The organism is Variovorax sp. J22G73 (genome assembly GCF_030317035.1).
Classification (GTDB): Bacteria; Pseudomonadota; Gammaproteobacteria; order Burkholderiales; family Burkholderiaceae_C; genus Variovorax.
In genome coordinates, this window is record NZ_JASZYK010000016.1 from 44,562 (window position 1) to 56,694 (window position 12,133).

10 protein-coding genes are annotated in these 12,133 nt (G+C 69.9%); 3 read left to right on the top strand and 7 right to left on the bottom strand.

What is annotated here, in order from left to right:
- Positions 1–109: 109 nt before the first annotated feature.
- A complete protein-coding gene (locus tag QTI51_RS34200; RefSeq protein WP_116910225.1) occupies positions 110–2,872 on the top strand; it encodes a DUF4118 domain-containing protein in 2,763 nt (920 codons plus the stop codon).
- A 4-nt stretch (positions 2,873–2,876) separates the two neighbouring features.
- The gene (kdpE, locus tag QTI51_RS34205; protein WP_116910224.1) at positions 2,877–3,575 is read left to right on the top strand and encodes a two-component system response regulator KdpE; all 699 of its coding nucleotides are present in this window, start codon (positions 2,877–2,879) and stop codon (positions 3,573–3,575) included.
- Here the strand turns inward: kdpE and QTI51_RS34210 are convergent.
- Together QTI51_RS34210 and QTI51_RS34215 are read right to left on the bottom strand one after the other, a co-directional pair.
- Positions 3,572–5,032, bottom strand: coding sequence for a carotenoid oxygenase family protein (locus QTI51_RS34210; RefSeq protein WP_116910223.1), 1,461 nt, complete (start codon positions 5,030–5,032; stop codon positions 3,572–3,574). The two genes, kdpE and QTI51_RS34210, sit on opposite strands and share 4 nt — an antisense overlap.
- Positions 5,033–5,087: 55 nt before the next feature.
- Entirely contained in the window at positions 5,088–6,155 is a 1,068-nt protein-coding gene (locus QTI51_RS34215; RefSeq protein WP_116910222.1) for a MerR family transcriptional regulator, read from the bottom strand.
- Positions 6,156–6,266: 111 nt separating this feature from the next.
- Between QTI51_RS34215 and QTI51_RS34220 the strand changes: the two genes are divergently transcribed.
- The gene (locus tag QTI51_RS34220) at positions 6,267–6,785 is read left to right on the top strand and encodes a hypothetical protein (RefSeq protein ID WP_132748852.1); all 519 of its coding nucleotides are present in this window, start codon (positions 6,267–6,269) and stop codon (positions 6,783–6,785) included.
- A 338-nt stretch (positions 6,786–7,123) separates the two neighbouring features.
- Here the strand turns inward: QTI51_RS34220 and QTI51_RS34225 are convergent, their stop codons facing one another.
- The 5 genes from QTI51_RS34225 to QTI51_RS34245 all read right to left on the bottom strand — a co-directional run bounded on the left by QTI51_RS34225 (position 7,124) and on the right by QTI51_RS34245 (position 12,107).
- Positions 7,124–8,254: a zinc-binding dehydrogenase gene (locus QTI51_RS34225; protein WP_116910220.1), complete on the bottom strand. Its 1,131-nt coding sequence runs from the start codon at positions 8,252–8,254 to the stop codon at positions 7,124–7,126.
- A gap of 87 nt (positions 8,255–8,341) precedes the next feature.
- The gene (locus tag QTI51_RS34230) at positions 8,342–8,905 is read right to left on the bottom strand and encodes a dual specificity protein phosphatase family protein (protein WP_116910219.1); all 564 of its coding nucleotides are present in this window, start codon (positions 8,903–8,905) and stop codon (positions 8,342–8,344) included.
- Positions 8,902–9,393, bottom strand: a complete 492-nt coding sequence (locus QTI51_RS34235) for a hypothetical protein (RefSeq protein ID WP_116910218.1) — start codon at positions 9,391–9,393, stop codon at positions 8,902–8,904. Before QTI51_RS34235 ends, QTI51_RS34230 begins: the two co-directional genes overlap by 4 nt.
- Positions 9,390–10,571 carry an MGDG synthase family glycosyltransferase gene (locus QTI51_RS34240; RefSeq protein ID WP_116910217.1) on the bottom strand — a complete coding sequence of 394 codons (1,182 nt, stop codon included), beginning with the start codon at positions 10,569–10,571 and terminating at the stop codon, positions 9,390–9,392. Before QTI51_RS34240 ends, QTI51_RS34235 begins: the two co-directional genes overlap by 4 nt.
- Positions 10,572–10,661: 90 nt before the next feature.
- A complete protein-coding gene (locus tag QTI51_RS34245) occupies positions 10,662–12,107 on the bottom strand; it encodes a nicotinate phosphoribosyltransferase (protein WP_116910216.1) in 1,446 nt (481 codons plus the stop codon).
- Between the last annotated feature and the right edge of the window lie 26 nt (positions 12,108–12,133).

The following is a 12,133-nucleotide window of genomic DNA, read 5'->3' on the forward strand; positions in this document are numbered from 1 at the left end:
TTCAGACGATTCATTCTGGGCCGCGGGAAATTCGCCGCTTCGCCCGCGAGCGAAGCGTTCGACACGCCACTGGCGCCCCTGCCACCCGATGCGATAACCTGAGTTGCCGATGAACGACATGCTCCGCCCCGACCCCGACGCCCTGATTGCGCAGCTGCGCAACAGCGAGGCGCGCGCCCAGCGCGGCAAGCTGCGCATCTACTTCGGCGCCAGCGCCGGCGTGGGAAAAACCTGGGCCATGCTGAGCGCCGCGCAGCGCGAGCAGGCGGCGGGGCGCGACGTGCTCATCGGCGTGGTCGAGACGCACGGCCGCAGCGAAACCGCCGCGCTGCTCGCAGGGCTGGCCGCGCTGCCGCTGCGTGAGCTGGCCTACCGCGGCCGCACGCTGGCCGAGTTCGACCTGGACGCCGCGCTGGCCCGCAAGCCCGCCGTGCTGCTGGTCGACGAGCTGGCCCACACCAACGCGCCCGGCTCGCGCCACGCGAAGCGCTGGCAGGACGTGCAGGAGCTGCTGGCCGCGGGCATCGAGGTGTGGTCGGCGCTGAACGTGCAGCACCTGGAGAGCCTGAACGGCACGGTGGGCGCCATCACCGGCGTGCGCGTGCACGAGACCGTGCCCGACACCGTGCTCGACGAGGCCGACGAGGTGGTGCTGGTCGACGTCACGCCCGACGAACTCACCGCGCGGCTGGCCGCCGGCAAGGTCTACCTGCCCCAGCAGGCCGAGCGCGCAGCGCAGAACTTCTTCCGCAAAGGCAACCTGATCGCGCTGCGCGAGATTGCGCTGCGCCGCACGGCCGAGCATGTGGAAGACGACGTGCGCGGCTGGCGCGTGGAGCAGTCGGGCGCCGGCGCGGGCGGCACCTGGGGCAACGGCAAGGGCCGCGGCCTGCAGGCCTGGAACACCTCGGGCGCCATCCTCGCGTGCGTGGGCCCGCACGAAGGCGCGGCGCAAACGGTGCGCACCGCGGCGCGGCTGGCCGGCCAGCTCAATGTGCGCTGGCATGCGGCCTACGTCGAGACGCCGCGGCTGCAGCGGCTGGCCGCGGCGGAACGCGACCGCATCCTGGCGGTGCTCAAGCTGGCGGAAGAACTGGGCGCGGCCACGGCAGTGCTCACCGGCGCCGACGTGGCCGAGCAGCTCGCCGAGCAGGCGCGCCGGCTCAACTGCGCGACGCTGGTGCTCGGGCGCTCCGAGCCGGCGGCGGGCTGGCGCCGCTGGTGGCCCGCGGCCGCGCAGCCGCTGTCGGCGGCCATCGCCGCGCAGGCGCCCGCGCTGGACATCATGGAAGTCGCGCGGGCCGACAGCTCGCGCCGCCTGTCGCGCGCGCCGCTGGAGGGCGCGCGCATCGACAGCGACGACCACGAGAAGGCGCCCACCTACTGGCCCGCCTACGCCTGGGCCACCGCCACCAGCGTGGCGCTCACGCTGCTGTGCACGCCGCTGGCCAGCGTGCTGGAGCTGTCGAACATCGTCATGCTGCTGCTGCTCGGCGTGGTGGGCGTGGCGATGCGCTTCGGGCGCGGGCCCTCGGCGCTGGCCGCGCTGCTGAACGTGGCGGCGTTCGACTATTTCTTCGTGCCGCCGCGCATGTCCTTCGCGGTGAGCGACGTGCAGTACGTGCTGACCTTCGCGATCATGCTCGGCGTCGGCCTGCTGGTGGGCCAGCTCACCGCGGGCCTGCGCTTCGCGGCCGGCGTGTCGACCAGCCGCGAGCGGCGCGCGCGCTCGCTGTTCGAGCTCACGCGCGAGCTGTCGGCCGCGCTCGAAAGCTCGCAGGTGGTCGCGCTCGGCGCGGCCGCGGTGCGCGGCCATTTCGGCGGCGATGCGCTGGTGCTGGTGACCGACGCGGCCGACCAGCTGGTGCTGCCCGCCGAGCCGCCCCGGGGCTTCGACCCGCAGGTGGCCGACTGGGCCTTTCGCCACGGCCAGAGCGCGGGCCTGGCGACTGCCACGCTGGCCGCGCAGCCCTGGCACTACGTGCCGCTGCAGGCGCCGATGCGCGTGCGCGGCGTGCTGGCGCTGTCGCCCGCGCAGCCGCGCTGGCTGCTCATTCCCGAACAGGCGCAGCAGCTGGACACGCTGGCGCGCCAGATCGCCATTGCGCTGGAGCGCGTGCACTACGTCGAGGTGGCGCAGCAGGCCGTGGTCGAGATGGAGTCGGAACGCCTGCGCAACGCGCTGCTCGGCGCCATTTCGCACGACGTACGCACGCCGCTCACCGCGCTCATCGCGCTGGCCGAGTCGCTGCAGACGCTGCCGCCGGATGAACATGCCGACGCCGCGCGCGCCATCGTCGCGCAGGCGCACGAGCTGCATGCGCTGGTGAACAACCTGCTCGACATGGCGCGGCTCGAAAGCGGCATTGCCGGCGGCGCCGTGAACCTGCGGCGCGACTGGCAGTCGGTGGAAGAGGTGGTGGGCTCGGCCATTCGCGCGGCGCGCACCTCGCTGGGCAGCACCGTGGTGCAGACCGCGCTCGACCCCGACCTGCCGCTGGTCGAGTTCGACGCGGTGCTGATCGAGCGCGTGCTGGTCAACCTGCTGGAGAACGCCACCAAGTACGGTGCGCCGCCCATCGTGGTCGGCGCGCGGGCCGAACCCGGCACGCTGGTGCTCACCGTGCGCGACCACGGCCCGGGCCTGCCCGCCGCGCTGCTCGGCCACGAACAGAAGCTGTTCGACAAGTTCACGCGCGGCGAGGCCGAGTCGGCCACGCCCGGCGTGGGCCTGGGGCTGGCCATCTGCAAGGCGGTGGTGAGCGCGCACGGCGGCGAAATCGCGGCGGGGAATGCGCGCAGCGGCGGTGCAGAATTCACGGTCGCCTTGCCGCGCCGCGAGCCGCCGGAACCCGCCGAAGCCCAACTCTGAAGCCATGCCATCTCCCACCGCCATCGTGATCGAAGACGAGCCGCAGATCCGCCGCTTCGTGCGCGGCGCGCTCGAAGCCGAGGGCTGGCTGGTGCATGAGGCAGGCACCTTGCGCGACGGCCTGGCGGCGGCCGGCACGCGCCAGCCCGACCTGCTGGTGCTCGACCTGGGCCTGCCCGACGGCGACGGCGTGTCGCTGATTCGCGATGTGCGCGGCTGGTCGGCCGTGCCGATCATCGTGCTGTCTGCGCGCACCGACGAGGCCGACAAGATCGCCGCGCTGGACGCCGGCGCCGACGACTACCTGACCAAGCCCTTCGGCACCGGCGAGCTGCTCGCGCGCGTGCGGGCCAACCTGCGCCGCCCGCGCGCGGCGGGCGGTGGCAGCGACGAGCCGCCCGAGGCGCTGTTCCGCTTCGGCGACATCGAGCTCGACCGCGCCGCGCGCCTGGTGCGGCGCGCCGGCGCCGAGGTGCACCTGACGCCCACCGAGTACCGCCTGCTGTCGGTGCTGGTCGCCAACGCCGGCCGCGTGCTCACCCAGCGCCAGCTGCTGCGCGAGGTGTGGGGGCCGTCGCACACCGACCAGAGCCACTACCTGCGCATCTACATGGGCCACCTGCGGCAGAAGCTCGAAGCCGACCCGGCGCAGCCGAAGCACCTGCTGACAGAGACGGCCGTGGGGTACCGGCTGGTCGTCTAGCGGTGCTGCTGCGCGTTGGCCCGCACGTTGGGCCTCCAGGTGCCGTGGAAGCCGAAGGGCACGCGGTGCGGCAGCCGGGCCACCGCCGCCGCGCCGGCCGCGAGGTCGGTGGCGTCGAACACCAGCAGGTCGCTGCGCTGCTGCCCCGCGCGCCATGCCACCGCCAGCAACCAGCCGTCGCCTTCGGCCGCGTCGGGCGTGCGCGGCACGAACACCGGCTCGGACGCCACATCGCCTTCAGGCAGCGTGTGCAGCGTGCGCTCGCCGGTGTCGAAGTCGAAGCGCGCCAGGCTGTCGTAGAGCACGCTCTCGCTGTCGTCGCGCAAGCGCGGCGTCGCGTGGCAGGTGTAGAAGCCGTAGCGGTTGCGCCGCCCGGTGTAGCGCTCGTCGATGCGCGGAAACTCCGCCGCCAGGTCGTCGAGGTACTCGCGGCGGAAGGTGTTGTCCGCACGGCCCAGGTCGAAAGTCCAGCGGCACAGGCGCGCGGCCATCGCGCCGGGCTCGCCGGGGCGGCCTTCGGCATCGGGCAGGCCGGGGGCGGTGTCCGACTGCATCACGTAGGCCACGATGGTGTCGCCTTCGTCCCAGGCGTTCATCACGTGGAACACGTGGCAGGCGTCGGTGTCGAACCAGCGCAGCACGGGCGCTGCATTCGCGTTGCTGTCGCGTTGCATCACGCCGACGTGCGTGCGCAGGCTGGCGTCCCATGCCAGCAGCGGCTTGCCGCGCATCGCGCGCTCCATGCTGAGCGTGAGCGGCGTCACGGGGAACAGCACATGCCCGCGCGTCAGCATGAAGTCGTGCGCCATGCTGGCGTACGGCGCGGTGAAGGTCCGGCGCTGCGTCACCTCGCAGTGCCGGTCCATCACGCCGTAGAGCATGGTCGGCGAGCAGGGCCCATCGGGCGAGTAGGCGAAGAAATGCAGCTCGCCGCTCTCGGGGTCTTGCTTCGGGTGCGCGGTGCAGCGCGAGTCGATGCGGTCGCCGAAGCTCTGGTGCCCTTTGGACGCCAGCGTGTGCGCATCCAGCTCGAAGGGCTGGTGCGATTCTTCGAGCGCAAACAGCCGCTCCCCGTGCCACAGCATGCTGGTGTTGGCCGTGCCGCCGTTGCGGCCCTGCGCCAGCGGATCGCTGGTGGCGGGGTTGCCGAAGGTGCCGAACAGCGCGCGTCCCGCGTCGTGCTCCAGCTGCCATTTCGGCGTGCGCGCCCAGCGGTTGCGGTAAGACACCTTGCCCGCTTCGATGTGGAACGCATGCACCATGCCGTCGCCGGAGAACCAGTGGTAGTGGTCGTCGCGCGGCGCGTACTGCGGGCTCGGGCCGACCCGGTAGAGGCTGCCCGAGAGGCCCGGCGGCAGCGTGCCTTCGATGTCGAGCGCCGCAAGGTCGTGCTCCTCGGTGAGCGGCGCGTAGTTGCCGGTGAAGAAGTGCGGGTTCGTCTGTGTGAGCGGGGTCATTGCGTTGCTGCTTGCGTCGTGAATGTCGTCGGTGTCGTTGGCGTGGTGGAGGCGTTCAGGCGTTGGACGGTGCATCGAGCCGGGCGATGGCCTGCTGCACATAGGCCGCCAGCGGCGCATCGATGCCCGAGCCGACGCGCAGGGCCGGGTCGTTGCGAAGGGCGTGCTGCAAGCGGGCGTCGAGCGCCGCATCGCCGCCCGCCTTGGCCAGCGACAGCACCCGCCACCGCTGCGCGAGCGCACGCATCGGCGCGCCGTCGGCGGGCGCATCGGCCAGCATCTGCTGCCGCACTTCGGCGATCAGCGGTGGCCACGCATCGGTCTGCCCGACGTAGTGCCGGCGCAGCGTGGCCATGTCGTCGGCATTGCAATGCGGCGCATAGAGCGCGAGGCGCGCATACGCCATCGCGTGCGAGATGTACTGGATGCCGGCCCGGTCCACGCCGGTGAGCGCGCGCAGCGACGGCTCGTTCCAGTGCATGGTGTAGAGCTTGATCAGCAGGCCTTCGTCGCCGCCCGCTTCTTCGAGCAGCATGTCGATCCAGCGTCGCGCCAGGGCCTGCGCCGGCGGGCTTTCAGGCGAAATGCCGGCGGCGACCAGTTCGCGCAGCGAGCTCGCCAGCGCGGCGCGCTTGCGCGTCCTGGTCTCGACGGCATCGGTGGCCTGGGTGGTGCCGGCGTCATCGCCGTGCCGCGCACCCAGCGTGCGCAGTTCGTCGTCGCTGAAGTATTTCGCCCCCGCGACCATGCTTTCGAGCGCCAGCAGCCAGTCGTCGAGCCCGGGCTCTTCGCTGGCCTGCAACTGGCGCTGCATGGCCAGCAGGTGCGCGCGCAGGGCCGTGGCCTGGCGGATCTCGCGGTCGAGTTGCGTCACCTGCTGCGCGACGACGTCCGACAGCCCGCCGGCCGCGTCGTCGAGCAGGCGCTGTATCTCTGCTAGCGACAGGTCGAGCCGCCGCAGCGCCTGGATGCGGTAGAGCCGCGCCACGTCCTTGCCGTCGTACAGCCGGTAGCCGCCGCTGGACCGTTGCGACGGCACCAGCAGGCCGATGTCTTCGTAGTGCCGCAACGCGCGCACCGTCAGCCCGGTGCGCCGGGCGAGTTCGCCGATCTTCAGAAACATGCCTTCCCTCTCTGTATCTCTCTGTCCGTATGTCTTCAAGTCGAAGGCATCCTAGGGTGTGACGCAACGAGAGGGTCAAGCGTTTTGCTTGTCGGGCACGGTAGACGCGTAGTGACAATCACCGGCATGCACCCGAAGACGAATCACCTTGTCGCGCTCGTCGCGCTGTTCGGCGCCGCACTCCAAGTCACCCTTCATGCCGCGCCGTTGCCGGCGGTGGACGCGACCTGGACCCCCGCGCTGAAGCGCGCCGTCGCCGCATCGGACGACGCCTTCATCGTCGGCGCGAAGACCTTCGAGCAGGACGGCCGGACGTACCTCTACCTGGTCACGCAGCAGCCTTCACGCAGCAACCGTGGCGCGGGTTACTGCGGCGCGGGAACGGAAGACGTGTTGCGGCTCGTCGAGGTGTCGAAGCCGTCGTTGCGGATGGTGGAGCGGGACAGCTTGCTTGTTCAGAGCTGCCTGGAAACGATCGAGCTCGACGATGACAGAGGGGCGTCGCTGCGCGAGCGTTTGGGGCGCTTCCGTACGCCGGACAGCCTGTGGTTGACGTGGCTTGCCCATCCGAAGTTCGGCTCTGTGCGCAAGGAAGTGACTGTGCGCGGTGGGCGGCTTGTGCTGCAGTAGGCGCTTGTGTTCGAGGGTGCCGGTTCGGGGCGTGTGAACAGGCCGCCGGGTACTTCCCTCCGCGAATGTCCTCCGCCCTGCGGGCTCCCCCTTTATTTCGCTGCGTGAAGCACCCGACGCCCTGTTCACTGGGGCGCGCTGCGGGTGAACCGCGATCAACAACCGCTGCGCATAACGATCACGACGGCGCGGTGCCCCTTTTCGAGAAATAAAGGAGGAGGCCGAAGGCCGGGGGACATTCGAGAAAAGGGGCACCGCGCCGGCGTGATCGCGCCCTGAACATCAGCCCCCTGAACATCAACGCCCCGAACAACAGCGCATCACACGCAACAAATGCTTCAAGCAGCAATCCCCTTGTTCGGATTCAGCAAGAACTTCTCGCCCGTGGCCTGCTTGCCGTACACGCCGATTGCATCCAGCTGGAGCGCCTCGACAAGCGACACCTCGCGCGTGTACTTGCTGGCGAACGTCGTTTTCAATTCGGCGACGACCCGTGCCTTCAGGCGCTTCGTGCCTTCGTCGCCGAGCTTGCCGAGGAAGGGGAACAGCAGCCATCCACCCATGCCCCAGGCCATGCCGAAGTTGCGCACGAACTCCGTCGGGCTGCGGTCCAGGCCGCCGTAGATGTACACCTGCTTGTGCGTGGTCGAGCCGTAGCGGCTGTATTCCTTGGCGGTGCGGTTGAGCGCCGCTTCCATGCACCCGAGGATCTGGCCCGCGAGCTTGCCGCCGCCGGTCGCGTCGAAGGCCAGCGTGGCGCCGGTCTCGACCAGCGCCTGCGTCAGGTCTTCGGTGAAAGTGGTCGCGCTCGCGTTGCACACGTACTTTGCGCCCAGCCCGCGCAGCAGGTCTTCCTGCTCCTGCTTGCGCACGATGTTCACCAGCGCGATGCCGTCCTTCTGGCAGATCTTGTTGAGCATCTGCCCCAGGTTGGACGCCGCCGCCGTGTGCACCAGCGCCTTGTGGCCCTCCATGCGCATGGTCTCGACCATGCCGAGCGACGTCAGCGGGTTGACGAAGCACGACGCGCCTTCCGACGGCGTGGTGCCTGCCGGCAGCTCGATGCACTGCGCAACCGCCACGGCCCGGTACTGCGAGTACATCGCGCCACCGATGGCCGCCACCGTCTTGCCCAGCAGCGCCTGCGCCTGCGGCGACGAACCGGCCTTCACCACCACGCCCGCGCCCTCGTTGCCGACCGGCATCGACTGGTTGAGGCGGCCCGCCATCGCGGGCCTTGCGCGCTCGGGCACCGTGGCGGTCACCACGGGCCGCTCGGGCGTGCCCGAGGCCTTCGCGGTGCCCATGTCGGCCGCGCCGAACAGCAGGCCGAGGTCCGACGGGTTCATCGGCGACGCCTCGACGCGGATCACCACTTCATGCGCCTGCGGCTCGGGAATCGGGTCGTCGTGCAGCGAGAGTTCGAGTTCGCCGTTCGCGCGAACGAGGGAGCGGATCTGCAGTGCCATGGTGGAAGCCTTTTGAAGGGGTTCGTAGATGGCCTGTGGCCACGGGGCGGCCAGTATAGGAGCGCGTTTCGAAACCTGCAGGCGCCTTCAGGACACCACCGGAATCACCGGGGCATGGGCCAGCGCGTGGCGCATCTTCACCGGGTCGAGCCGCTCGATGTAGCGCGGAATGTTGCGCCACAGCGTGTGATAGCCGTAGCCGCCGCGCAGCATCTCGTGGCGCGCGCTGTCCTTGTCCCAGTCCTGCACGGCCATGCGGTACACCGCGGCCACCACGCCGGTGCGGTCGGCGCCGTGCATGCAGTGGATGAGCACCGGCCCGTGCTTCTCGGCCTCGCGAATGGCCGCGAGCGCGCGCAGCACCTTGGCGTCGTCGATGGACCATGTGTTGATCGGCACGCGCACCAGCCGGATGCCGGAGCCCGCGAACACCTTCTTGTCGTCGTTGAACGAACGCAGGCTCACCACTGTGCGAATGCCCAGCTGCTGCAGCGCCGCCATGTCCGCGCGCCGCGGCTGCGCGCTGCGGTACAGCGTGGGCGTGATGCGGTGCAGGTTCTCGACGTGGAGCTCGTCCAGCGCGTCGGCCCAGTGGCTGGGGCGCGGGTCGACAGGGCCCTTGTCGTCGCCGGGTGTGCGTGCCTTCGTCATGGCTTGCGCGGCCAGTGGCGCACCACCAGGATCAGCAGCGCTACCGCCAGCCCGCCCCAGTAGTCCACCGGCGCGCCCCATGCCCAATGCTTGTGCCAGAACGCATCGACCGGGTTGAAGCGTGCCCAGCCGAAGGCCGGGTTGATGAGAAACCAGAGAAAGTCCTCGCACACCCAGAACACGATGAGGCCGACGGCGGCCAGCCCCACGTTGCGCCACGTCCATCGCCCGTTGAAGGCCAGCGGCGAGAAGAACACCAGCGCCATGAAGGTGAACACCCACGCGTGGTAGCCCGTCATCGCGCGGCCGCCCCAGAACAGGTCGAGCCAGATGCTGTTCTCGATGCGCCACGTCGGCAGCGACGTGGCCCAGCCCGCGCCGCCCTCGATCTGGATCTCGGCGTTGGCGAAGAAGAACGCCATCACGACCACCCAGGCGAGGTAGCCGAGCGTGCGGCCCACGCCGGTTTTTTCGGCGGCGGCGTTCATGCCGCCGTTCCCGTCGCGGTCGTTGCTTTCGCCGCGCCCAGCACATGCTGCAGCACCGCGCGCGCCGCCTGCGGCTTGCCCAGCGCGCGGCTGCGCGCGGCCATGGCCGCGAGCTTGGCCGGGTCGGCCATCAGCCGCGCGACCTTGTAGTCCAGGCCGATGGCGTCGTATGCGAGCCAGCCCGCGCCTTCTTCCATCAGGAAGCCGGCGTTGTGTTCTTCCTGCCCCGGAATGGGCGAGATCAGCAGCATCGGCTTGCCCAGCGCCAGGCATTCGGACACCGTGAGCCCGCCGGGCTTGGTCACGACCAGGTCGGCCGCGGCCATGAGCTTGTGCATCTCGTTGGTGAAGCCGATGGCCACCACGCGGCCGGGGTGGCGCCTGGCCAGCGCCTCGAGCTTGCCGTGCGCCTCCACGTTGCGCCCGGCCACGGCAATCACCTGGAAGTTGCCTGGCGTGCCGTTGGTTCCGCCCAACCCGAGCACACGCTCGACCATGCTCGCGAGATCGCCCACGCCCGCGCCGCCCGAGGCCATCAGCAGCACGGGGCGCGCCGGGTCGAGCCCGAGTTCGGCCACGCAGGCGTCGCGCGAGAGCGCCGGCGCATCGGGCTCGGAAAACGCGGGCATCACCGGAATGCCCGTCACATGGATGCGGTCCGCCGGAATGCCGCGCGCCCGCAGCCTGAAGGCCACTTCCTCGGTCGCTGCCAGGTAGCCCGCCATGCCCGGCACCAGCCACATGTTGTGCAGGTCGTAGTCGGTGATCTGCAGCCACACCGGGTACTCGATGCGCCCGCGGTTGCGTTCGCGCATCAGCAGCTCGGCCGGCAGAAAGTGCGTGCAGACGACGGCATCGGGTTGCTCGCGGCGAATTTCCTTCACCAGCGCCCCGGTGCTCAGCCGCTCGATGCCGCGGCGCAGGCGTTGCGAGGGCGCGTGGTGCGGCGTGGTGTCGGTGCGTTGGTGCAGGTAGGACCAGAGCTCGGGTGCGCGGTTCACGAGCTGGATGTACCAGTCCGTGTAGACCTTGCGAAACCCCCCGGCCACGTGGGCCATCGCGTCGATGTGGACCGCCGTGCAGGGCGGGGCGAGGGTCTGGGCGGTGGCGGCGAGCGCCTGTGCTGCACGCACGTGGCCGTTGCCGGCGCTCACGCTGAGGATCAGGAGTTTGGTCATGAATTCCGGGAGTTGCGCGGATTATGGCGATGGCGTGTGGCACTCGCCCTGATCACGCGCCCCTCTCGCACGCCCTGGTTCACACGCCCTTCAGAGCGGCGCCCGAGAAGTGACGAACTGATTCACCCCTTCCGCAGCCCGTGCCCGAATCGCTTCGAAGCTGGTGCTCTCCACGATGCGCCCGTTCTCGAACACCGTCTGCAGAAGGTCGACCTGCCCCGGCGGCAGCGCCTCTTCGCGCACCGTGTTCTCCACGCCGCCCGAACCGCGCACCAACGCAAGACGCCCCTTCTTCGATGCCTTGCTCACGTCGCCCACCGGCGACTTGTACACGTCGCGCCACTCGCCGTTCACCTGCATGGCCGAGCACTTCATGGCCCACTGCATCGTGTCGCGATTGACCTGCTGCAGCAACCCGCCGCCCATGCCGAAGGAGATGTTCTCGGTGGAAAAACCGTTGTGATAGAAGTTTGACAGGCACAGCCGCAGCGAGTCGAGGTTGACGCCGTCGCCCTGGATGATGCGCACGTTGTTCAGCACCCTGAAGCCCTTCGCGTTCGTCGTCGTACCGAAACGCTCCGCCAGTATCTGCGCCACCTTCAGCGTCGTTTCCGCCGGGTCGCCCGAGTCGGGCCGCACCACCAGCGTCGAACCCGAGGCCACGACCTTCGCCTTCAGCTCGTCGCCCCAGATGCGCGCGCAGGCGTTGAAGATGTCGTAGCTGTCGCTCACCACCGCGAAGGTGGCGCCGGGCTTGCCGAACTGGTCGATCATGTTGCTGTACGCATCGGCTTCGTGGTCGCGCCCCCAGCCCGTGATCGTGCTGTGCTCGGCCGCCGGAATCGAAAAACCCGCCACGTCGCAGTCGTAGTACCGGCGCGCCGCCACCAGCGCCGCCAGCGTGTCCGTGCCCATGAAGTTCACCAGGTGGGCCATGCCGCCCAGCGCCGCCGATTCCAGGCTCGACACGCCGCGCGCGCCGAAGTCGTGCAGCCTGAACGCGATCTGCCCCTGCGGGTCGTCGCAGGTGGCTTCCAGGTAGCGCAGCAGCGTGGTGCGGGCAGCTGCCGACAGCGTGGCCACCGTGGTCGGGTACCAGATGGCGCGCAGCAGCTCGGTCTCCAGGAAGCTCGTTACCCAGAAGAACTCGGGGTCGGTGTTCTCGATGGTGGCCAGCACGTTGTGCACCGGCGTCACGCTGCCCTCGGGCACCGCGCGGATGCGCACCGGCATCAGCCCGCCGTGCTTCTCGATGAGGCGCAGCCAGCCTTCGCGGTTGAAGGGCTCGCCGTGCACCGCCATCAGGGCCGCGGCCTCTTCGACGTCGTCGAGCGTCACCGGCGTCTGCAGGTATTCGCGCAGGTAGGCCTGCAGGCCGAAGAACAGCGAGTGGCTGAAGATGCCGCCGCGCGACTCGATGTAGCTGTACACCGTTTGCGTGCCGGGCGGGTACTGCATCCAGTGCGACACCTTGTAGGAGTCGGTGCGAAGCAGCAGGTTGTTGCCCAGGGGCGTGGAGGTGAGATTGCGGTTCATGTGTGAAAGCTCCTTTCACTGTGGCA